Origin of the sequence: Agrobacterium sp. CMT1 (assembly GCF_037203725.1) — a bacterium.
Classification (GTDB): Bacteria; Pseudomonadota; Alphaproteobacteria; order Rhizobiales; family Rhizobiaceae; genus Agrobacterium; species Agrobacterium pusense.
Map to the genome: position 1 here is coordinate 349003 of NZ_JBBCAR010000017.1, position 22510 is coordinate 371512.

22 protein-coding genes, 1 tRNA gene and 1 pseudogene are annotated in these 22510 nt (G+C 58.6%); 5 read left to right on the forward strand and 19 right to left on the reverse strand.

The window, feature by feature from the left end:
• The first annotated feature begins 84 nt into the window (after positions 1 to 84).
• The gene (locus WA845_RS21120) at positions 85 to 1302 is read left to right on the forward strand and encodes an MFS transporter (RefSeq protein ID WP_004440927.1); all 1218 of its coding nucleotides are present in this window, start codon (positions 85 to 87) and stop codon (positions 1300 to 1302) included.
• Positions 1303 to 1315: 13 nt separating this feature from the next.
• Here WA845_RS21120 and recO read toward each other — a convergent pair whose 3' ends face one another.
• The 11 genes from recO to rpoZ form a co-directional block, all read right to left on the reverse strand.
• Positions 1316 to 2080, reverse strand: coding sequence for a DNA repair protein RecO (gene recO / locus WA845_RS21125; protein WP_006699397.1), 765 nt, complete (start codon positions 2078 to 2080; stop codon positions 1316 to 1318).
• 56 nt (positions 2081 to 2136) lie between these two features.
• A complete protein-coding gene (locus WA845_RS21130; protein ID WP_004440922.1) occupies positions 2137 to 2514 on the reverse strand; it encodes a response regulator in 378 nt (125 codons plus the stop codon).
• A gap of 130 nt (positions 2515 to 2644) precedes the next feature.
• Positions 2645 to 3397 (reverse strand): Crp/Fnr family transcriptional regulator, encoded by a 753-nt coding sequence (locus tag WA845_RS21135; RefSeq protein WP_004440919.1) that lies wholly within the window; start codon positions 3395 to 3397, stop codon positions 2645 to 2647.
• A gap of 146 nt (positions 3398 to 3543) precedes the next feature.
• Positions 3544 to 4494, reverse strand: a complete 951-nt coding sequence (era, locus tag WA845_RS21140) for a GTPase Era (RefSeq protein ID WP_162719121.1) — start codon at positions 4492 to 4494, stop codon at positions 3544 to 3546.
• Between the two features lie 82 nt (positions 4495 to 4576).
• Positions 4577 to 5290 (reverse strand): ribonuclease III, encoded by a 714-nt coding sequence (gene rnc / locus WA845_RS21145; protein WP_004440914.1) that lies wholly within the window; start codon positions 5288 to 5290, stop codon positions 4577 to 4579.
• Positions 5287 to 6033: a signal peptidase I gene (gene lepB, locus WA845_RS21150; protein ID WP_003509951.1), complete on the reverse strand. Its 747-nt coding sequence runs from the start codon at positions 6031 to 6033 to the stop codon at positions 5287 to 5289. The genes rnc and lepB overlap by 4 nt, the downstream gene beginning before the upstream one ends.
• A 207-nt stretch (positions 6034 to 6240) precedes the next feature.
• Positions 6241 to 6645, reverse strand: coding sequence for a holo-ACP synthase (gene acpS / locus WA845_RS21155; protein WP_004440912.1), 405 nt, complete (start codon positions 6643 to 6645; stop codon positions 6241 to 6243).
• Complete coding sequence (locus tag WA845_RS21160) at positions 6642 to 7220, reverse strand: DUF2062 domain-containing protein (protein WP_006699396.1); 579 nt, start codon at positions 7218 to 7220, stop codon at positions 6642 to 6644. The genes acpS and WA845_RS21160 overlap by 4 nt, the downstream gene beginning before the upstream one ends.
• A gap of 249 nt (positions 7221 to 7469) precedes the next feature.
• Positions 7470 to 7616: a hypothetical protein gene (locus tag WA845_RS21165; RefSeq protein ID WP_003496944.1), complete on the reverse strand. Its 147-nt coding sequence runs from the start codon at positions 7614 to 7616 to the stop codon at positions 7470 to 7472.
• A gap of 197 nt (positions 7617 to 7813) precedes the next feature.
• The gene (locus WA845_RS21170) at positions 7814 to 10048 is read right to left on the reverse strand and encodes a RelA/SpoT family protein (protein WP_004440906.1); all 2235 of its coding nucleotides are present in this window, start codon (positions 10046 to 10048) and stop codon (positions 7814 to 7816) included.
• Between the two features lie 132 nt (positions 10049 to 10180).
• Complete coding sequence (gene rpoZ / locus WA845_RS21175; RefSeq protein WP_003521126.1) at positions 10181 to 10570, reverse strand: DNA-directed RNA polymerase subunit omega; 390 nt, start codon at positions 10568 to 10570, stop codon at positions 10181 to 10183.
• 393 nt (positions 10571 to 10963) lie between these two features.
• Between rpoZ and WA845_RS21180 the strand changes: the two genes are divergently transcribed.
• Positions 10964 to 11533 carry a LabA-like NYN domain-containing protein gene (locus WA845_RS21180; protein ID WP_004440903.1) on the forward strand — a complete coding sequence of 190 codons (570 nt, stop codon included), beginning with the start codon at positions 10964 to 10966 and terminating at the stop codon, positions 11531 to 11533.
• A gap of 215 nt (positions 11534 to 11748) precedes the next feature.
• Positions 11749 to 13248, forward strand: a complete 1500-nt coding sequence (locus tag WA845_RS21185; protein WP_004440899.1) for a globin-coupled sensor protein — start codon at positions 11749 to 11751, stop codon at positions 13246 to 13248.
• 167 nt (positions 13249 to 13415) lie between these two features.
• Here the strand turns inward: WA845_RS21185 and smpB are convergent, their stop codons facing one another.
• Positions 13416 to 13898, reverse strand: a complete 483-nt coding sequence (smpB, locus tag WA845_RS21190; RefSeq protein WP_004440898.1) for an SsrA-binding protein SmpB — start codon at positions 13896 to 13898, stop codon at positions 13416 to 13418.
• A 161-nt stretch (positions 13899 to 14059) separates the two neighbouring features.
• Complete coding sequence (gene dapA / locus WA845_RS21195; RefSeq protein WP_004440897.1) at positions 14060 to 14944, reverse strand: 4-hydroxy-tetrahydrodipicolinate synthase; 885 nt, start codon at positions 14942 to 14944, stop codon at positions 14060 to 14062.
• 362 nt (positions 14945 to 15306) lie between these two features.
• Between dapA and WA845_RS21200 the strand changes: the two genes are divergently transcribed.
• Positions 15307 to 17379, forward strand: coding sequence for a transglycosylase SLT domain-containing protein (locus WA845_RS21200; RefSeq protein WP_162719119.1), 2073 nt, complete (start codon positions 15307 to 15309; stop codon positions 17377 to 17379).
• A 170-nt stretch (positions 17380 to 17549) separates the two neighbouring features.
• Here WA845_RS21200 and WA845_RS21205 read toward each other — a convergent pair whose 3' ends face one another.
• The 5 genes and pseudogenes from WA845_RS21205 to WA845_RS21220 all read right to left on the reverse strand — a co-directional run bounded on the left by WA845_RS21205 (position 17550) and on the right by WA845_RS21220 (position 21428).
• The gene (locus tag WA845_RS21205) at positions 17550 to 18632 is read right to left on the reverse strand and encodes a porin (protein WP_112553566.1); all 1083 of its coding nucleotides are present in this window, start codon (positions 18630 to 18632) and stop codon (positions 17550 to 17552) included.
• Positions 18633 to 19155: 523 nt separating this feature from the next.
• Positions 19156 to 20280, reverse strand: coding sequence for a porin (locus tag WA845_RS21210; RefSeq protein ID WP_112553564.1), 1125 nt, complete (start codon positions 20278 to 20280; stop codon positions 19156 to 19158).
• A 468-nt stretch (positions 20281 to 20748) separates the two neighbouring features.
• A complete protein-coding gene (locus tag WA845_RS21215; protein WP_022555894.1) occupies positions 20749 to 20871 on the reverse strand; it encodes a hypothetical protein in 123 nt (40 codons plus the stop codon).
• Between the two features lie 89 nt (positions 20872 to 20960).
• Positions 20961 to 21077: pseudogene (locus WA845_RS25310) on the reverse strand (APH(3') family aminoglycoside O-phosphotransferase); the annotation flags it as partial.
• Between the two features lie 260 nt (positions 21078 to 21337).
• Positions 21338 to 21428 (reverse strand) — tRNA-Ser (locus WA845_RS21220).
• A 279-nt stretch (positions 21429 to 21707) separates the two neighbouring features.
• Between WA845_RS21220 and WA845_RS21225 the strand changes: the two genes are divergently transcribed.
• Positions 21708 to 22037 (forward strand): hypothetical protein, encoded by a 330-nt coding sequence (locus tag WA845_RS21225; RefSeq protein ID WP_136883077.1) that lies wholly within the window; start codon positions 21708 to 21710, stop codon positions 22035 to 22037.
• Positions 22038 to 22212: 175 nt separating this feature from the next.
• Here WA845_RS21225 and WA845_RS21230 read toward each other — a convergent pair whose 3' ends face one another.
• On the reverse strand, positions 22213 to 22482 hold the full coding sequence (locus tag WA845_RS21230; protein ID WP_337322553.1) for a DUF982 domain-containing protein: 270 nt from the start codon (positions 22480 to 22482) through the stop codon (positions 22213 to 22215).
• Positions 22483 to 22510: the final 28 nt, after the last annotated feature.

Sequence of the window (22510 nt, forward strand, 5' to 3'; positions counted from 1 at the left end):
AGATAATATTCATCCCATCATTGTGGAATCCGCAGCATGCTTAGCGCTTCTTTCAGAGGTGGGCGCTGCGAGGGGGGAATATTCATGTCGCAAGCCACTCGCCAGAGCATGCCCTGGCTGATTATCGCAGCCGGGTCGCTGATTGCAGTCATGACGTTCGGCCCCCGCTCCGCCATGGGCTTTTTCCAGTTGCCGATGCTGGCCGATACCGGCTGGGATCGTTCAACCTTCGGTCTTGCCATGGCGCTGCAGAACCTCTTCTGGGGTCTCGGCCAACCCTTCTTCGGTGCCATCGCCGATAAGTTCGGTACGGGCCGCGTGCTCGTGCTCTCGGGCTTTCTTTATGCGACGGGCCTCATCTGCATGTCCTTCGGCACATCGCCCTTCTGGCTGCATTTCGGCGGCGGCGTTCTCGTTGGGCTTGGCATTGCCGCAGGGTCCTTCAGCGTCATCCTTTCCGCCTTCGCCCGCCATGTCACGCCGCAGCAGCGTTCATTCGCCTTTGGTATCGGCACGGCGGCGGGTTCGGCAGGCATGTTCCTGTTTGCACCTATCAGCCAGGGGCTGATTTCCACCTATGGCTGGTCGGACAGTCTCGTCTGGCTCGCCGCCATGATGATGCTGGTGCCGCTGCTCGCCTTTTTCATGCGCGGAAACTCATCCTCCGGCACCCAGTCGCAGGCGCAGTTCCAGCAGACCGCGGGCGAAGCGCTGAAGGAAGCGCTTGGCCACAAGAGCTATCTGCTGCTGACGACGGGCTTCTTCGTCTGTGGTTTCCAGGTGGCCTTCATCACCGCGCATTTCCCGGCCTATCTCGGCGATATCGGTATCGAACCACGCTACGCGGTGATTGCCATGGCGCTCATCGGCTTCTTCAACATCATCGGATCGCTGGCCGCCGGCGTCATCGCACAGCGTTATTCCAAGCCCTATTTCCTGGCCTATATCTATATTGCCCGTTCCGTGGTCGTGACTGCCTTTCTGCTTTTGCCGCAATCGCCGCTTTCAGTCATTCTCTTTGCTTCCGTCATGGGCATACTCTGGCTCTCCACCGTGCCGCCCACAAATGCGCTGGTGGCCATCATGTTCGGCACGCGCCATCTCGGCATGCTCGGCGGCGTCGTGTTCCTCACCCACCAGATCGGCTCGTTCCTTGGCGTCTGGCTGGGCGGCTTTCTTTATGACAGGTTCGGTTCTTACGACCTCGTCTGGTGGCTTGGCGTCGGCATGGGGATTTTTGCGGCCGTCGTGCACTGGCCCATTGAAGAACGCCCCGCCCCACGGCCGGCCTTCGCCCAATAGCGATGGCCCGGAACTAACCGGCCCTGTCCAGTGCGGGCGGCGATCCCCTGCGCTCCAAAGCCTTCAGCGCCGCCTGCACGAAACCGTCGCGGGCGGCGTTTTCATTGAGCCCGCGCGGATCGTAGACATGGCGGTTGAGAAAATGGGCGGTCAGGCGAAAAGCTGCCGCAAGGCTCTCGGGATCAGCGGCTTTCGACTGGCCTTCGCCGAGAAAAGCCGGAAGCGACAGCATCCGGTCCGCATAAGGTGCTCCCGCCGTGCGGCAGACCGCCCTTCCCGTTTTCGGCGAAACATAGATGAGATCGTTGCGCAGCCCCGTCGCCGCACATTCGGTAAGATCAAGCCCGAAACCGAGATCATTCAGCACCGCCAACTCGAAGCGCACGAAAAGTTCGCCTGCATCGGCCGGGTCGTGGAGATTATCGAGAATGATATCGAGCGCCTGATAAAGATGCGGATGCGGATCGCGCTCCGGCAAAAGCCTCAGCAGCGCGCCCATGGCCTGGACGCCGTATACGGCGGTGGCCGTTTCCATCAATTGCGCCGCGCGCAGTTGCAGGGGCTCGATGCGGTATTCTCCGAGATGATCGTCAAGGCGCGCGCGCCAGACGACGTCTACCCGGTTTCCCGCCTGCAGCACCGGCTGCATGCTGCGGGAGCGCCCGGAGCGCACCATGCCGAGATGGCGGCCGCGTGTGCGGGTCATCACCTCGGCGATGACACTCGTCTCGCCATGGCGCTTTACGCCGAGAATGATCGCCTCATCCTGCCACTGCATGAAACCTGTCCGAATTTCGATTCAAGCCCGATCATAACCGATCCGGCGGCGAAACGTTATTCTTTTACGGTAACACGCGCCGCATCGACGAGGCGGAGGACGAAATCGGTGATTTCGTTTTCTCCGAAAGGCTTGCCGAGTAAGGGCGCATGCAGGAGATCTTCGGGGAATCCGGTCGTGTCGCCGTAACCGCTGACAAAACCGAAAGGAATGGACGCAGACCGCAAGTGGCGTGCAAAATCATAGCTTTTACCGTCAGAAAGGCTGACATCGAGAAGCACGCAATCGGCGCCATCCTCTTCGAGAGCCTTCCTCGCCTGCGCAAGCGTCGTGGCGATGATAACGGTCTCCACACCCATCGACTGGAGAACCGCCTCAACATCGAGCGCCACCAGATATTCATCCTCAACGATGATAACCCGTTGTGGCACCATATTTTTCTTCCTAACAAAGAGAGCCGTCAGGCTCGAAGCCGTCGTCTTCGAAACGATTCTCCAGTGAGATATCATGGGAGCAGTCGCAAATTGCGGCTCGCCCGTCATTTAAAAAAGACATGTCGGAAGATCAGATAAACGGTCTCTGCCGCTTGCCGTCGCTTTCCCAGCCCGCAACTTGCGCCAGTCCGGCGTCATCCAGCACCAGACAGCCCTTGTCCGTCCAGCGGATAAGCCCGCGATCGACGAGCTTTCTCAGCGTCTTGTTGGTGTGGACGATGGAGAGGCCGAGCGTATCGGCCACGTGCTGCTGGGTGACAGGGATCGTCGCCTCCCCCTGCAGCAGCGCGACCGCTTTCGCCCTGCTGTAAAGGAAAGCGATAAGGTAGGCCGCGCGCTCAAGCGCCGTGCGACGGCCGATGCTGAGCAGATGACTGTCGAGCATGCGCTCTTCGCTCGCCGCAATCCATGTCAGATCATAGGCAAGCGTCGGGTGGTCGGTAAAGAGATTGTTGAGGCGCGATCGCTCGAAGACGCATAGCGTGACCGGCGACAAGGCCTCAACCGAGTGCTGCATCTCCCCCATCACCGTGCCCTGCAGGCCGACGAGGTCGCCCGGCATCACGTAATTCAGGATCTGCCGCCGGCCGTCCTCCAAAGTCTTGTAGCGAAATGCCCAGCCCGCAAGCACCGTGTAGAGGTGAGCGCTGTGCGAGCCTTCCATCAGAATGACGGAGCCGCTCTCCACCGCCAATTCCCCCGTCTTGAAACGGGACACGAAATCCAGTTCCGAAGAAGAAAAGTCCCTGAAATGCGGTAGATCGCGCAGCGGGCATTGCTGGCAGGGGGTGGTGGAAATCCCGTTCGGTTTTTTGGGTGACATGAATATCCATCACGAAAAAAGGTTGCGCCCAATTGTTTTTGGAACAACCCGTTCCAAGGATATTCGGTTCCCTGCCGGGAACAAAGACATCGCGCTCCTCCCACCGCGTTTCTGTATCCTCCCAGAAACGCGGGAATGACGCGCTTTCAGCCTCGCGGGAATTCCAGCCCCATTTCGCGGAAACGCTCCGGGTCGTCGCCCCAGTTCTCGCGCACCTTGACGAACAGGAATAGATGCACCGGCTGTTCGAGGATTTCCGAGAGTTCCTTGCGCGAGGCGGTGGAGATCGCCTTGATGGCATCGCCGTTCTTGCCGAGCGCAATCTTTTTCTGGCTGTCGCGCTCGACATAGATCACCTGCTCGATGCGCACTGAGCCATCCTTGCGCTCTTCCCACTTTTCCGTCTCGACATGCGAGGCATAGGGCAGTTCCTGGTGCAGGCGCAGGAACAGCTTTTCGCGGGTGATTTCGGCGGCAAGCTGGCGCATGGGCAGGTCGGAGATCTGGTCTTCCGGATAATACCATGGGCCTTCCGGCAATTCGGCAGCCAGATAGTTCATCAGGTCTTCACAACCGGAGCCATTGGTCGCCGAGATCATGAAGGTGCGGTCGAAGGCGACCGTCTCATTGGCGGCGGCGGCGAGCTTCAGGAGGTCTTCGCGCTTTACCTGGTCGATCTTGTTGAGGCAGAGGATTTTCTTCTGGGGGACGTCCCTCAGGCCTTCGAGAATCGCCTCAGCGTCGCCCTTCAGGCCGCGCTCGCTGTCGATCAAAAGAAGAATGAGATCGGCGTCCTTCGCGCCGCCCCAGGCGGAGGTGACCATGGCGCGGTCCAGCCGACGGCGCGGCTTGAAGATACCGGGCGTGTCCATGAACACGATCTGCGCGTTGTCGTGAATGGCGATGCCGCGCATGACCGCACGCGTCGTCTGCACCTTGTGGCTGACGATGGAAACCTTGGCGCCCACCAGCCGGTTTACCAGCGTCGACTTACCGGCATTTGTAGGGCCAATGAGGGCAACGAAGCCGGAGCGGGTCGGAAGGGCATTGTCTTCGCCTGTCGAGGCGGGGTTTTCGTGATCGGTCATGATATCCATTCAAGGTCAGAGGTATTCAACATGCGGCCAGAGGGCTCGCCATGCGCTTGATAGTCAGCTGCCGTCGCCGGTCAGCTCAGTTTCAGGTAGAGCTTTTCTGCCAGACGCCTTCGCGTTCCAGCAATCTGGTTGCCGCCACCTGCTCGGCCGCGCGCTTGGAACGCTCGACGCCGGTTTCCGGCTTTACGCCGGGAATTTCAACAGTCACCGTAAAGCGGGGATCGTGATCCGGTCCGGAGCGATCGTCAACCCGGTAAGATGGGGTGACCGCAAACTTTGCGTGCGCCCATTCCTGCAGTTCCGTTTTCGCGTCACGCCGTCCGGCATCCACGCTCGTGGCACGGCCCTGCCAATATTTCAGAATGAATTTGCGCGACGCATCGAGGCCGCCATCCAGATAGATGGTGGCAATCAGGCTTTCGACGACATCGGCGCGCACGTTCAGCATCGCCTTGCCGGTGAGTTTCTTGACGTCGGATCCGGTGCGGATGAAATTGTGCAGGCCCATCTCGTCAGCGATCGACGCGCAGGATTCGGCGCTGACCAGTTGGTTCAAACGCACCGAAAGCTCACCTTCGGACGCATTGCGGAAGATGGAGAACAGAAGCTCTGCAACGCAGAGACCCAGAACGCGGTCGCCCAGAAACTCCAGACGTTCGTAATTGCCCGCCGCGGCGGAGCGGGCGCTGGCATGGGTCAAGGCCCGGTCGAGCCGGGCCTTTTCCTTGAACTCATATCCGATCAACGCTTCCAGACGGGAAATCTCGTCCGCGGAAAGCGGCTTGGTCTTGCTCATCCCACAACCTTGAACAGGCGGTCCCAACGCATGTTGGCCGGCCATTCCCAAATGCGGCTGAACGGCGTGTCGTTGCCCAAAGAGAAGAAGATGACGCTGGCGCGGCCAATCAGGTTTTCTTCCGGCACGAAACCGACATCGAAGCGGCTATCTAGCGAATTGTCTCTGTTGTCGCCCATCATGAAATAATGGCCTTCGGGGACCACGAATTCGCGGGTGTTGTCGCCGCGCGAGTCGGGCGACTGATCGAGCGTGTCGTAGGTAACGCCATTGTCAAGCGTTTCGCGGAAAACGGGTACGTTGGCGCCCGGATCGGCGCGATAATCCGACGTGAAGGTGCCGTCGGGCTGCTTGGGCACCGGCTGGCCGTTGATGAACAGCACGCCATTCGTGACCTGAATTCGGTCGCCCGGCAGGCCGACCAGACGCTTGATGTAATCCACTTCAGGATTGGGCGGCAGGCGGAAGACCACGACATCGCCGCGCTTCGGCTTGCTGAATTCCAGAATGCGGCCCGAAAACAGGTTCGGCGAGAAAGGCAGCGAATATTTAGAATAGCCGTAGGAGAACTTGTTGACGAAAAGATAGTCGCCGACCAGCAGCGTCGGCATCATCGAGCCCGACGGGATGGTGAAGGGCTGAAACAGCACGGTGCGGATGACCATCGCCAGCAGCAGCGCCTGAATGATGACCTTGACGTTCTCCCAAAGGGCGTTCTGCTTCTTTTCCGCTTTTTCCGACACTTAAAGACCTGCCTGATTGTTTCCCGGCTTCTTCGATCCAAGAAGCTGACGGGCCGTTGCTTATCGCGCCTGGGGCGGGTGATGCTGTTTCACGCGGCCCGCAACGCTTTCATATTTCTGCGACTTCTCTAGAACCTTTCCAGCCCGAAGGGAAGCGCTTCTGTGACAGCCGTGCAAATAGAGCGCGCCCAACGGTGCCCCCAGGCGTCAATCGATCACGGGAAGCGCCTCGATGATCACAAATGCCTGAGCGTAAGGGTGGTCATCCGTGATCGTCAGGTGAATATTGGCGCGATGGCCTGCGGGCAGCATGGCCGCCAGTCGCTCCCCTGCCCCGTTTGTCAGCACCATGGTGGGCTTGCCGCCCGGAAGGTTGACGACGCCCATGTCCTTCCAGAAAACGCCGTTCGCAAGGCCGGTGCCAAGCGCCTTGGAACAGGCCTCCTTGGCGGCGAAACGCTTGGCATAGGACGCGGCGCGGTTCTTGCGGCCATCGGATTTGGCGCGCTCGATATCGGTGAAACACCGATGGGTGAAACGCTCGCCGAAGCGCTCGATCGATTTTTCAACGCGCCGGATGTCTATCAGGTCGCTTCCCAATCCAATGATCATTTCAACATCTCCAGAGAAGCATTCTTGTTGGCGGCGCGATGCGCGAGATTTTCCATCTTGCGGCGCTGAAAACCGTTGATGAGCCCATAAACGGCGATATAGGCGATGACCGCGCTGATGATGGCTGGCGGAACCGCACCAATGGTCATGGGTTCCAGTACCGGCGTCCATATCTGCCGGAATTCAAGATGGCTAAACAGCGCCACGAAATCCACATGCGCAGCACTTTCCGACGTCTTTCGCCCGAGAATGACATGTCCCAGCTCCCAGGTGGAGGCCCAGATGAAAGGAAATGTCAGCGGATTGGCGAAAGTCGTACCGAGTGCCGCCGCCACGAGGTTGACGCGCATGAGGAAACCGAGCGCCATGGCAATGATGATGTGAACACCGAGAAACGGCATCCACGCCACACCCACACCGATGGCGACACCGGCGGCAATGGAATGGGGAGAGGCGGAAAGCCTGAGCAGGCGCAACTTCATATAGCGCAACGAACGGGAAAAACCCGTTCGCGGCCAGAAGAGGTCGCGAATCTTCTCTGAAAAACCAAGGGGTTCACGGCGGCGAAACGGCATGGGGGCAGTCTATTTCATCACCCCGGCCGAGCCAAGAGCGTGGTAGGCAACAAAGAACTTTTGCCCGGTTATCCCACGCTGATCATTGCAGATGCAGCATACCCGATCAGTCACACTGGACAGCGGCATGGAGGAGACGCGCTGAGGCGCGTATCTCCTGGGCTTGCGGTGCACAGGAAAACACAGGCCATTACCGCCGCGCTATCCGTGTCCATACGCATGGCGATTGGCTGCCATGCGCTCAGCGCATTACCGGCGGAACAGGCCGCGGTCGATTTCGCGCTGACGGAACTCGAGGTCGACATTCGATACCGAGCCGCTGAGATATTCGAATTCGCGTTCCTGGGTGGTCTTGCCACGAACGGCGCGAGCGATCTTGCGAAGCGGAGTAAACATGATTTTCGGTCCTTTCGGTTTGGAACGGGCGTTTCTCATCGGTGTTCATCCACCGGCACGCCGCGTTTCCTTCTCTTCAATTTCTGAGAGGAAAATAGTCGCAAACCGCATTAACCACCAGAGACAGGAAAAGGCCGCTGCCATGCACAGAACGCATAACAGCGGCCTTCCGCTATCTCAAAGGCATCAAAAATGCCTCAATCAAAGGCACGCGTGACCGTGGAGACGCAATCCAGATCCTTGAGCTGCGACAGAAGCTGGTTCAGCTGCCTGAGATCCCAGACTTCCACGTCCAGCGCCAACTCGGAGAAGTCAGTACCGATGCGGACCATGTTCAGCCCGCGAATATTGACGTCGAGCGTTGCGATCGACTGCGCCACCGAGGCAAGCGTGCCCGGCTCGTTCAACGCATTGATCATCACCCGCGCCATGAAGCGCGACTTGTTCGCTTCGTCCAGATCCCACCGCACATCGATCCAGCGTTCCGGCTCGTCATCGAAGCGCTGAAGCGCCGGCGCCTGGATTGGATAGATGGTGATGCCCTTGCCCTTTTCCATGATGCCGACGATGCGGTCCCCCGGAACGGCGCCGGCCGGCCCGAAATGCACGTCGACATTGCCGGAAAGGCCACGAATGGGCAGCGGGTCAGGCCCGTCGAGCATTTCGGCCGCACCGTCATCCTCCAGCGCCGAACGGGACTTGCCCGGTATCTTGAAGACCATGCCCGAGGCGCTGCGCATGTTGAACCAGCCGTCGTCACCGGTCATCTTCACCGTCACGCGCTCGTCCTGATAATCCGGGAATACCGCGCGCAGCACATCGAGCGAGGAAACCTCGCCACGGCCGACAGCCGCGATGGCGTCCTCGACATCCTTCTGCGCCAGCCGATGCAGGACCGGCTTCAGCGCCTCCTTGGAGAAGGCCTTGCCGGCGCGTTCGAAGGTGCGCTCGAGAATGCGATAACCAAGGCCGGAATATTGTTTGCGGATGGCCATACGGGTGGCGCGGCGGATGGCCGAGCGGGCCTTGCCCGTCACCACTACCTCTTCCCATGCGGCGGGCGGCACCTGCACGCCGGAGCGGATGATCTCCACCTCGTCGCCATTGTTCAGCCGGGTGACGAGCGGCATGATCCGGCCGTTGATCTTGGCGCCAACGGTGGTGTCGCCGATATTGGTGTGCACCGCATAGGCAAAATCGATGGGCGTCGCGCCGCGCGGCAGGGCAATGAGCTTGCCCTTGGGCGTGAAGCAGAACACCTGATCCTGAAAGAGTTCCAGCTTGGTATGCTCAAGGAATTCTTCCGGGCTGTCGCCTTCCGCCAGCGATTCGATGGTGTGGCGCAGCCAGGAATAGGCGTTGCTTTCCGGCGAAAGCAGATCGCCCTCCCCGTTTTCGCCATCCTTGTAGAGCGCGTGGGCGGCAATACCGAATTCGGCGATCTCATGCATGCGCTTGGTGCGGATCTGCAGCTCGATACGCTGGCGCGACGGGCCAACGATGGTGGTGTGGATGGAGCGATAGTCGTTCTGCTTCGGCGTGGAGATGTAATCCTTGAAGCGGCCCGGCACCACACGCCAGCGTGTGTGCACGATGCCGAGCGCCCGATAGCAGGAGGGAATGTCGTCGACCAGAATGCGGAAACCGTAGACGTCAGACAGCTGCTCGAAAGAGAGCGACTTCGACTGCATCTTGCGAAACACCGAATAAGGCTTTTTCTGCCGACCCTTGACGCCCGCGCCGATGAGGCCGTTCGCCACGAGCAATTCACGCAGCTCGTCCTCGATCTTCTTGATGAGGCCTTCATTGCGCGTTTCCAGTTCCTGCAGACGGTTTGTCACCGTCTCATAGGCTTCAGGATTGAGATAACGGAAGGACAGGTCCTCCAGCTCGTCGCGCATGTCCTGCATGCCCATGCGGCCGGCGAGCGGCGCATAGATTTCCATGGTTTCCTCGGAAATACGGCTGCGCTTGTCGGCCGGCATGTATTCCATGGTACGCATGTTGTGCAGGCGATCGGCGAGCTTCACCAGGAGAACGCGCACGTCATCGGAAATGGCGAGGAGCAGCTTGCGCAGGTTCTCCGCCTGTTTCGCCTTGCGGGTTACGAGATCAAGCTTCTTGAGCTTGGTCAGCCCTTCCACCAGCCGGCCGATGTCTTCGCCGAATAATTCGTCGATTTCAGCGCGAGTTGCGGTGGTGTCCTCGATCGTATCGTGCAGCAACGCCACCGCGATGGTCGATTCGTCGAGATGCATTTCGGTGAGGATTGCGGCAACTTCCAGCGGATGGGAGATGTAGGGGTCGCCATTGGCCCGCTTCTGCTGGCCGTGTTTCTGCATCGCGTAAACATAGGCCTTGTTCAGCAGGGCCTCATTCGCATCCGGTTTATATTTTTGAACCCGCTCAACGAGTTCGTATTGCCGCATCATGCGATATTCCACAAAAAGAAAGCGCGCCAACCTTGGGGTCGGCGCACAATGCTGCATCAATAAGGATCAGATTATGACGGCAACTATTGACAGACGGTAACCGCCATCTGCCAAAGGCGTCATAAAACCGGATCAATAATCGTCATTTTTTTCCGGCGGCACAAGGCCTTCGATACCGGCCAGCAGTTCTTCTTCCGACATCTGGTCGAAGGTGACAGTTTCCGGCTGGTCGTCTTCTTCGCTGTCGGCAGCGGCGGCGGCAAGCGTGACCGGATCGGGCTCGGGCTCGTCCACTTCCACGTGCTTCTGCAGCGAATGGATGAGGTCTTCCTTCAGATCGTCGGGAGACAGCGTCTCGTCGGCGATTTCACGCAGCGCAACGACGGGGTTCTTGTCATTATCGCGGTCAACCGTGATGGAAGAGCCCTGAGAAATCTGGCGCGCACGGTGGCTGGCGAGAAGCACCAGCTCGAAACGGTTGTCTACTTTATCAATGCAATCTTCAACTGTGACGCGGGCCATTGCCTGTCCTTTGCGGGTCGTAATGTCGTGGATCAGAGCGCCGTGCGGTCTTCAGGATGCACAAGGGTTGCTCTAACCTATTGAATCTGCGCTTCGTGCCGTGCGGAAAACACCTGGAATTTCTCGCGACGAAGCTTTCCAGCTTCCGATACAGCCATTGGCCGCGGAATTCAAGTTTTTCCTGTCTTTGGCGTCTTTTGGCACCTTATCCTCGATGTTTGGCGCCTGATGAACAAAATGTCTAGAAGAATTGTCTTGGAATAAGGGGGAAGGTAGCTTACTTAAAACGCAACGGCGGTACGCAAAGCGCGTTGATACGACATGATATTTAGCGCTATCGACCGGATATAAAAGCCAGATAATGGCCTTTCCAAAAAAAAGGAATGGGATGGAATGTTCGATCCACGGGAGAAAATTGCGCTCTTCATAGATGGAGCCAATCTTTATGCAGCATCGAAAAGCCTGGGATTCGATATCGACTACCGCAAGCTTCTGAAGGCGTTTCAAAAGCGCGGCTATCTGCTGCGCGCCTATTATTACACGGCCCTGATCGAAGATCAGGAATATTCCTCGATCCGCCCGCTGATCGACTGGCTAGACTATAACGGTTACAAGGTCGTGACGAAGCCGGCGAAGGAATTTACCGACGCGCTCGGCCGCCGCAAGATCAAGGGTAACATGGATATCGAACTGGCGGTCGACGCCATGGAGCAGTCCGAAACGGTCGATCACCTGGTGCTGTTTTCCGGCGACGGCGATTTCACCACGCTGGTGGACGCGCTGCAGCGCAAGGGCCGCAAGGTTTCCGTGGTTTCCACCATGGCCACCCAGCCAGCGATGATCGCCGACGACCTGCGCCGCCAGGCCGATCATTTCATCGACCTGATGACGCTGAAAGCCGAAATCGGACGCGACCCGAATGAGCGCCCTGCCCGGCACGCGGAAGGCCCCGAGACGGTCTGATCCCGATTTCGCAATCACCGATATTTCAAGAACGCGTCCGTCTCAAAGACTGGCGCGTTTTTGTTTACCCCCCTATCTGCAGGGAAAAATTCCCCCTGAAATTAACAACCGTCAAATCCGGCCGGGGAAATTATATCTTGGTTAATTTTAGACGTGTCTAAATCAAGTAACGGCACCAACGACATGATTTGGGTGCCAAAGCAGGATGACTAGACATGCATGGCCAAGAAAAAACCGACCGACAGCTCGAAGAAAGACTGAATTTTCTGGGGCTCGGCCACGAGCAGCGACAGAATCTCTCAGACATGAAGGGCGTCATCACCGGCTCTCTCGATGCGTCGCTGGACCGCTTCTATGCGAAAGTGCGCTCGGTGCCGGAGACGGCGAAGTTCTTTGCCAATGACGCACATGTGCAGCACGCCAAGGGCATGCAACTCAAACACTGGACGAGGATCGCCTCCGGTACATTCAACGCGGATTATACCGATGCCGTGACCGCGATCGGCCGCACCCATGCCAGACTGGGGCTGGAGCCGCGATGGTACATTGGCGGTTATGCGCTGATGCTTGACGGCATCGTCAAGGCCCTGATCGAGTCCGAGTTGAAGGGCCTATTCATGGAGAAGAAGGCCAGGAAGGTGAAGGACGCCTTGTCCGCCACAATCAAGGCCGCCCTTCTGGACATGGACTATTCGATTTCCGTCTATCTCGACGTGCTCGCCGCCGAGCGGCATAAGGTAGAGGCCGAACAGGCGCAGATGAAGAAGGAGCAGGACCATATTCTCACGCTCCTCAACAGTGCCCTCGACCGGCTGGCCAACGGCGACCTCACCTCCAGCATCAACGAAAAGACCGCGCCGCAATTCGAAGGGCTGATCGCCAATTTCAACACTGCCGTCGGCAATCTCGCCGGTGCCTTTGCCCAGATCGTGGAGGAAGCGAACAAGATTTCCGGCAATACGCGCGAGCTCACCTCCGCCACCGATGACATGGCCCGCCGGACGGAGCAGCAGGCGGCCGCGCTTGAGGAAACCGCCGCAGCCGTTGAGGAAATCACCACCATTTCCAGATTGTCAGCGCAACGCTCCGAGGAGGCCAAGGCCATCGTCGAAAGTTCGGCCATCGAAGCAGCACGCTCTCGCAATGTGGTGACGGATGCGGTGAAAGCGATGGGCGCCATTGAGGACTCGTCGCAGAAGATCACCCAGATTATTTCCGTCATCGATGAGATTTCGTTCCAGACCAATCTATTGGCGTTGAACGCCGGCGTGGAAGCCGCGCGCGCCGGCGAGGCTGGCAAGGGTTTCGCCGTCGTCGCCCAGGAAGTACGTGAACTGGCGCAACGCTCCGCCACCGCCGCAAAGGAAATCAAGACACTGATCGCCAAGTCTTCCGAGGATGTCATGCAGGGCGTTTCGCTGGTGAACAAAACGGGTGAATCCCTGAATACGATCGGCAGCAAGGTCGATCACATCAAGGATCACATCACCTCGCTCACCAAGGCGGCGCAGGAACAATCCGTCGGCATTCAGGAAATCAGTGCGGCGATCAACAGCATGGACAATCTGACGCAGAAGAATGCGGCGATGGTGGAAGAGACCAATGCAGCCACGCACAATCTGAGCGATGTCAGCGCCAACCTCGCGGCGCTTGTCAGCCGGTTCAGCGTTTCGACGACGAAGGCGCATGTGGAGCGGACGTACCGGGCGGCGTGACGGGCGCAGCGGGCAGTAACACACTCCCGTCACCCGGCCTTGAGCCGGGATCCAGCCAGCCCAAGTCCTTGGGCTGAAACGGCTCTTCTCACAGCGCAGACGCGCTGCGACTGGATGCCGGATCAAGTCCGGCATGACGGAGGAGCATGCTGCGAAAGGCGGCGAACTTAGGCCGCCCCACCCTTCAACAACCGCGACTTCTGCCGGTTCCAGTCGCGTTCCTTCTCCGTCTCGCGCTTGTCGTGCAGCTTCTTGCCCTTGGCGAGCGCCAGTTCCAGCTTCGCACGGCCCCTGTCGTTGAAGTAAATCTTGAGGGGCACCAGCGTCATGCCTTCGCGGTTGATGCCGGCGCGCAGGCGGTTGATCTCGCGCTTGCTCAGGAGCAGCTTGCGGCGGCGGCGCGGCTCATGGTTGAAACGGTTGGCCTGCAGATATTCCGGCAGGTGGGAATTAATGAGCCAGATTTCATCGCCCTCGTCCGACGCGTAGGATTCGGCAATGTTCGCCTTGCCTTCGCGCAGCGACTTGACCTCGGTGCCGGTCAGCACCAGTCCTGCCTCATAGGTGTCGACGATTTCGTAGTTGAAACGGGCCTTGCGGTTTTCCGCAACGATCTTGTTCACCACGCGCTGGCTGCCTTTGGGGGCCATGATATTTCAATCCCTTGTTTTTCTTATTGCGCCTTCGGCCTGCCGCCGAGAGCGGTTTTCGAACCTCTATTTAGTATCGTCGCCACGAAAAGAAAAGGCGCGCGGGACGGCTTCTGCTGCGAAGCGGTCCATTGCGCGCCTTCCGGCTTTTCAGACCTGTCTCAGTTCATCAGGCCGGCATGCTTCAGCGCCGCATCGATGGCTGCTTCGGTTGCCGGTTCCAGCGTGCTCATCAAGGGCGAACGCACACGGCGGTTGCCGCCGCGCGTCTTCGACAGCGCATATTTTGTGCCGCAGACGCCTGGCTCCATGAAGATGGCCTTGTGCAGCGGCATCAGGCGATCCTGGTACTCCAGCGCCTTGGCATAATCGCCGGCAAGCATCGCCGCCTGGAATTCCGAACAGAGGCGCGGTGCCACGTTGGCCGTGACGGAAATGCAGCCGACACCGCCATGGGCGTTGAAGCCGAGAGCGGTACCGTCTTCACCCGAGAGCTGAACGAAATCCTTGCCGCAGGAAATGCGCTGTTCGGAAACGCGGTCGATCTTGCCCGTCGCGTCCTTGACGCCAACGATGTTCTTATGGGCCTTGACCAGGGCGCCCATGGTTTCCGGCAACATATCCACCACCGAGCGCGGCGGAATATTGTAGATGACGATGGGCAGCTTCACCGCTTCCGCGACGGCGGAGAAATGGGCGAACAGGCCCTTCTGGGTCGGCTTGTTGTAATAGGGGGTAACCACCAGCAACGCATCCGCACCCGCTTCCTGCGCATGCAGGGCCAGCTCGATCGCTTCATCGGTATTGTTGGAGCCTGCACCCGCAATGACCGGAACCCGTTTCGCCGCAACCTCGATGCACAGTTCAACGACACGTTTGTGCTCGTCGTGGGAAAGCGTCGGGGATTCCCCCGTCGTGCCCACCGGCACAAGTCCGTTACTGCCTTCGGCGATCTGCCATTCCACATGGGCGGCGAAAGCCTTTTCGTCCACGGCGCCATTGTCCGTGAACGGGGTAATGAGGGCGGGAATTGATCCCTTGAACATGCAAAGCTCCTGGCGCCGAGCCGGTTCATGCTTCGGCCGCATTCGATGGTTAAAACCGGCACACATTAGTGCCAGCCCTTGGCGCCGACAAGCGCAAAGGCAGCGTATTTTGTCCGAAATTGTCGGAAGTGTGACAGTGTTCGGGCCGTGATCTGCAAGCATTAAATGCACGTACCGAAAAGCGACATTGCTCGCGGGCCGGTGAATAAAAGTTGATTGAATTGCAGGGTCGCGCTTAACATTTCATTAAGCCTGAAATCCCAAGATTTCCGGGCGGGAGATCAGACCTTTTTCGGCAATCCCGCTGCAATGTAGCGATATTAGAAGAAAGTCGGCAACTCCGTTACACGATGAAGAACGGCATGAAAAAAACAGTCTGGGGATTGATGGCGGCGGGCCTTGCCGCAACCGTGTGGAACGCGCTGGCCGGGCCGCTGCCCGAGGGCGCCGCGCCGCTTCCCTATGTGAAGCCGGATGCGCCCGCTGTTCCCGCTTTCATGCCCGCTTCGCCAGAGGTTACCGGCGCCATTCCCCGCCTTAACCGGCCCGATGATGCGAGCCAGCTGAAGGCAGGCCTCGACGCGCTTTCCGGGCGCGATGCGGCGCGGGCCATCGCGCTGCGCAACGCCATGCCGACCGGCAGTCTGGACCGTCACATCCTCACATGGGCAATAGCCGTTTCGGGCCAGAAGTATGTGCCTTCAGCCGAAATCGCCGCAGCACAGCGCGAACTCGCCGGCTGGCCGGGCGCCGCGACTTTGCGGGCCAATTCCGAAAAAGCGCTTTATCGCGAAGACCCGCCGGCACAGCAGGTGCTTGCTGCGTTCGGCGGCAGCAAGCCGGAAACGGCGGAGGGCACGGTGGTTCTCGCCAAGGCGCTTGCCGCCTCCGGCAAGGTCGTGGATTCGCAGCGCCTCATTCGCCAGCTGTGGGTGAGCGAAGGCATGGACAAGGATATGGAAGACCGCGTGCTGGCCGCCTTCCCTGCCTATCTGACGGCCGCGGACCACAAGGCGCGCATGGATTATCTGATGTATCGCAGCCGCATCAGCCAGGCGAAACGTTTCGGCGAACTCGGCAAGGCGCAGTCCCTTTACAATGCCTGGGCGGCTGTACTGCAGCGTTCCGCCAATGCCGGCGCCCTGCTCGGCAAGGTGGATGCCAGCTGGCGCGATGATCCCGCATTCCTTTTCGCGCGCGTGGAGAACCTGCGCAACCAGCAGAAATATCCGGAGGCGGCGGCTCTTCTGCGGCAGGCACCGAAGGATACTGCCAAGCTGGTCAATCCCGGCGAATGGTGGAACGAGCGGCGAATCATCGCGCGCGGCCTCGCCGATCTCGGCGATTTTGCCGAAGCCTATCGTATCGTCGCCAATCACAATGCCACATCAGCGGTGGATGTCGCCGATGCCGAGTTTCATGCCGGCTGGTATGCTCTGCGGGCGATGCGCGACCCGGCCACGGCTTCGCGTCATTTCAATGCCCTGCTCCAGACATCGAACCGGCCACTTTCGGCCTCCCGCGCCTATTACTGGCTCGGAAGGGCGGCCGAAGCCGGAGGACCCGGCGATGCACGCGACTTCTTTGCAAAGGCGGCAGCCCATCCCGGTACGTTTTACGGCCAGCTTGCCGCTGCACGGATCGGCACGAAGACGCTGAACGTGACCTATCCCAGCCCGAGCAATGGCGACCGAGAACGCTTTGCCGGCCGCGAAGCCGTGCGCGCCATAGACCGCCTGGAGGCGGCAGGTTATGGCTGGCGCGCCGACAGCCTTTACAGGTCGCTGGCCGAACAGCTCGACAGTCCCGGCGAGCTTGCCATTCTGGCGGCGCGGGCTGAGGGCAACGGTAATCATCAGGTCTCGCTGCAGATCGGCAAGACGGCCTTCAGCCGCGGTATCGATGCGGCCGCACTCGCCTATCCGCTCGGCGTCATTCCCGCCAGCGCCAATATCGCCGGCTCCGGAAAGGCGCTTGCCTATGCGATCGCCCGACAGGAAAGCGCCTTCAACCCCGCCGCCGTCTCCGCCGCCAATGCCCGCGGCCTGCTGCAACTGCTGCCGGGAACCGCCAAGGGCGTGGCCGGCCGCCACGGCCTGCCCTACACGCAGGCGATGCTGACCAGCGATGCGGGCTATAACGCTACACTCGGCGCCCATTATCTCGGCGAGCAGATCGACAGCTTCGGCGGCTCCTACATCCTCACCTTCATCGCCTATAATGCCGGCCCGAAACGTGTCCCCGAATGGATCTCGCGATATGGCGACCCGCGCGGTAAGCCGATTGACGAGGTGGTGGACTGGATCGAACGCATCCCCTTCCCCGAAACGCGCAATTATGTGCAGCGGGTGATGGAGAATTATCAGGTCTACAAGACTAGGCTGGGCCAACAGGCGGATATTGTCGATGACCTGCGCCATGGGCGTGCAGGGTAAGAGCGGTATTCATCGGCCAATCGCTGATCATTCCAAAACATTCAAGCATCGGTTCGCCCGGTGCTTTTTTGTTTCGACGTTTGATTAAAGCCTCTTGGCGCTGGAAGCCATCAAACGAAAAACCCCGGCATCTCTGCCGGGGTTTCCATCACTGACAATGTCAGATCAGATTAGAAGTCGCGCTGAAGGCGGACGAAACCAGTGACCTGATCGTCCTGGCCATCTTCGTCGTAGTAGTTTGCCGTGATCTTCGTGCTCAGACCTTCGGTGATCTTGTAGTCGATGGTTGCGCCAGCGGTCCAGGCATCGCGGTTAGACCAATCGTTGGAAACGATGAAGGTAGAGCTACCGAGAGCGACCTTGTCGCCGACATTGCCGAGGTACTGCACTGCAGGGGTGATGGTCAGGCGATCTGTTGCCTTGATGGCGTATTCAGCCGCAACCGTCCACTCGGAAAGAGCGTAATAAGCGTTGGGGCCAGATGCCCAAACACCGGCTAGTCCAAGCGTGCCAGGTCCGAGATCCGCAAATACCATTGCACGGATGGCGCCTTCTTCCTGATCGACGTCATACGAACCAATCAACTGAAGCGTAGCAGCGCCGAACTTTCCGCCAATGCCGGCAGTGATACCGACGTTGTTGTCCACTTCCTGCGAAAGTGTGAACCCGCCACCAACGATGGGATTGACGGTCGCGAACTGCGAGTCAGTGCCCTGAAGCTCGTCAACCGAAATACCTGCCCAGAAAGAACCGGTGTCGTAGGTGTAACGAATGGAGTTGAAGAGGGTGTTCGAGGAGAGCAGGTCTGTCTCGCCGGAGAGATCGTCGTCCCACCAGCTGTAGAACTTACCAACGCGGAGGCCGCCGAGCTCGATGAATGCCTGACGAGCTTCAACGCCGGAAGAAGACGAAGAGCCGCTTTCTGCATCAGCGCGGAATTCGATGAAACCACGCAGAGCGCCGAGTTCGGTGTCGGTACGGGTATCAACGTTGAACTGGGCGCGCGTGAACGAGTTCCAGTCCGAAGTTCCCATCTGATCGCGGCCGAAGCTGGTCTGGAAGCGGACGTAACCGCTGAACTTCAGGCAGGTTTCGGTACCAGGAATGTAGAAGAAGCCCGTACCGAACGCGTCGCAAACGCGAACATATTCCAGGGGCTCAGGCTCAGCAGCGACGATAGCGTCGGCAGCGTGAGCGCCAGATACTGCTGCGAGAGCTGCAGCGGAGCCGATAAGAAGGCTCTTGATGTTCATGATTGACCTCCAGTCAAACGCTAATTTGCGAAAGCAGCGGGTGGGAAGCGCATATCGATGCGTGCTGCTTATGAGTTTGATTAGAGCCAAAACATCGCTTCAGGGCAATCGCAATCGTGACAAAAGGAAGACAGTAAGGTGTCCTTAGTTTTTTATTGTTGCGAAATTGATACATTTGTAATGTCCGGAGCCAATTGTTAACAATGCATTAATTCTACATATTATTCAAATGGTTAGCGTCGCGCGCAAAAGGACAAGAAAACGTTTCCCGGTGGCCCTGAGAGTAGAGGCGTCATTGAAAAAAGGCAGACTGTCAAAGCGTTGGGCTAGCGCGGGTCGAATCAAGTGTCTCGAGCACAAGCACCTCGAACAGCTGGCAATCACAGATCCCGCTTATGGGGACGTGGCGTCACGCAAGGATGCAAGCGAGAGTGACGCCGGCGTCTGACGACGAAAAATTTTCTTACAAAAAAACCCCGGCATCTCTGCCGGGGCTTTCCGTCACTGACGATGTCAGATCAGATTAGAACGAACGCTGAAGGCGAACGAAACCGTTCCAAGAAGAAGAGCGGTTGTCTTCGTCGTAGTAGTTAACTGCAACCTTCGTGGAGAGACCCTGCGTGATCTTGTAGTCCACGGTCAGGCCAGCCTGCCACGCGTCACGGTCAGACCAGTCGTTGGTGAGGATTGCAAGACCGGTCGGTGCAGCGGCAGTGCCGAGAACAACGCGATCAGCAACGTTACCGAAGTACTGCGCGCCGGGCGTGATCGTCAGACGATCGGTTGCCTTGATTGCGTACTCAGCAGCAACTGCCCACTCGGATTCTGCGTAGTAAGCGTTTGCGCCAGAAGCCCAAACACCAGCCAGGCCGAGCGTGCCCGGGCCGAGGTCAGCAGTTGCGATCAGGCGAACTGCGCCTTCTTCCTGGTCGACGTCGTAGGAGCCGATGAGCTGCAGCGAAGCCGCACCGAGCTTAGCGCCGAGGCCGAGGGTTACGCCAACATTGTTGTCAACTTCAGCCTGAACGACCGGGATGACGCCGCCTACAGCCGGACCAACCTGCGTACGGAACTGACCGTCGATGCCCTGAAGTTCGTCAACCGAGATGCCTGCCCAGAACGAGCCAGCGTCGTAGGTGTAACGAATGGAGTTGAAGAGAGCGTTCGTGGAAAGAACGTCAGCTTCACCGGAGAGACCATCGTCCCACCAGCTGTAGAACTTACCGACCTTCAGGCCGCCGAGTTCGATGAAAGCCTGGTCAACGAATACGGAAGACTGCGAAGACGAACCAGAGTCAGCGTTGCCGCGGAAGCCGATGAAGCCACGCAGAGCGCCGAGTTCGGTGTCCGTGCGGGTGTCGATTTCGAACTGGGCGCGCGTGAACGAGTTCCAGTCAGACGTACGGTTGTTGGTGTTAGGACCAAAGCCCGTGCCGCGGTTGATGTCGGTCTGGAAACGAACGTAACCGCCGAACTTCAGGCAGGTTTCGGTGCCGGGGATGTAGAAGAAGCCGGTGCCGAAAGCGTCGCAAACGCGAACGTATTCCAGGGGCTCGGGCTCAGCAGCGACGATGGCGTCAGCGGCCTGTGCGCCGGATACTGCTGCGAGAGCCGCAGCGGAGCCGATCAGAAGGCTCTTGATGTTCATGGTTGACCTCCAGTCAAAGTTTTTAAAAGGGTCTGGGTACTTTCGCTGAAGGACAGCATTCCCTGCCCCATTCCCGTGTTCTCAGAAGCCAAACGATCCACCGCCTCGCTTCTGGTGGTGAAAATACAAAAGGTTTCGCCGCATGCAATCGCCAACATCCGATAAATAGCATTTACGTATATGCTTCATTTCGGTTTGTTGCGGAAACAACACACACCGCCCCGCGGATGGACAAAAGCTTTTACAATACGTTAAGATTTCTGTTGAGAATCCGTTAGTTAGGGCGGTTAACAAGGTATTTCCAATCCACCGGTGTTTTCCGCGATCCCTTGCTACGCAGGCAGCGCTATAGAGATTTTTTGCCTCCGCTGCACACATCGCAGGTGCGGCCGTCATGCGGGGAATGAGCCGGCTTCGGAAACGAGCGCGAGCGGGGAGCGATTCACTGGCAATGATTCGAAAAGCGATTCACCCGCCCTGGTCGATTGCGTGCGGCGACGGTTGCTGTTCGACCGGGTCATTGCCGGACATGGCGTAAGCGATGACCGCGATGAGGATGGCGGCCGCGAGGATGGAGAGAACGAAGCGCATTGTCAGTTACCTTCCGCTGGAAGGCAGCCGAACAAGGTCGAAACACGAAAGTTCACGCATTTGCGATATTTGCGGATGATTTGTAGATTAATATCCTGATATCGGTCAGCGATGCCAGCCCGGCCAATGTCAATGAAGCCCGCTATCTCACCTTTATGAATCGGAAGATTATCAAGCGAGAAATCGACATAGGTGGCAACCGAATCAGCTGTAAACGTGAACGATAGAGGCGCTAAATTGCATGCCACACCCGTACGGCGGCGCAGGCCTGTTCCGACTGGTATGGATCATTCATCAGTCTCCATACGGTCTTGACGCCTACGACAAGCCTCTCCCCCGTCTGCCGAAGGGATGAATGCCGTCCTCATTGCACGGAACCGGGCCATGAACTCAGTATATGTGGTGTGGGGCTTAAGAAAGGATCAGCGCTTCGACTGCCTGGTGGCGTGCGGTGATCGACAATGAATGGCGGAGAGGATGGGATTCGAACCCACGATACGCTTTTGACGTATACTCCCTTAGCAGGGGAGCGCCTTCGACCACTCGGCCACCTCTCCGGTAAGCGCCTGATACGGGCAAACCATTACCGGATCAAGGGCTTTATGCGATTTTACCAAAAATTTTAGAGCTGGGCGGGTTGGTGATGCTTGCAGGTAAAAGCAGAACGATTCCGGTACGCGTTGGCACATACGGCACAAATTCGGCACACGGGAATCACGAAACGTTCTCATTGATTCGTTGACTCCCTCCCCACCTATCCCATAATCAGCACCAGCGCTGGGCGGCGCGCACACACATCAAGGGAAAACGAAACTCTGTCACCGGAGGGAAAGCCCGTGCGCGATGATGAGAAATACCAACGCAGACATCTCTGGATGAGAACGTGGAAAGGCGAGCGTGGCCTGAACGGCGAACTGCTCAACGACTTCGTATGCATTGTCGAGGGGGAGATAGTCGGCCGAATCTCTGAGCAAGAGACAGGCCCGATGCGCGGCACCTACAAATGGGATGGAGGGCATTCAAGGCGCATCAGGGTCAACGTGCTTCCACAGGGTGGCTATGCGCCAGACGTGCACGAGGCGGCACGCAAGGTGGAAGAGCACTATGACCTGTTGAGACAAGAGGCTGGGCTGCCTCCTGTTGTTGGTATAAGGGTGAAGGCATGAGCGACCAGACGAACAAGGCCGGCGACGGCATCCACGAGAACCACTGGTGTGAGCACCCGGGGTGCAAGCGATGGGGCGGGTTTGGCTTCAGCCGCAACAAAGTTGAGAAGTCGTCCTGGCACTGCTGGGAGCATTACCCGCACAAGACGGCAAACCAGACCGTCTCTCGGCTGTCTTAGCCGATCTCCAATCCGTCATCATCGGGCGAGACTGATAGGCCAGCCTCATGGGCTGCGTCGATAAAGGCAACACGTGCATCCTCAGGCCGGTCATCTAGGCCATTTTCCAGCACGGCAGAGCAGACCATGAGCGCAGTCGCATACGCCTGCCCATCGGGGCTACCAGGCCACGCGTCGAGAAGGCAGCCCGCCAGGTCCGTGACAGTTTCAAGGGTTCTGAAATCACCCCAAAGGATTGTGATCGGCTGTATCCTGAATTCGCTCATCGGGCGAACTTACACGAAAATCGGAGAC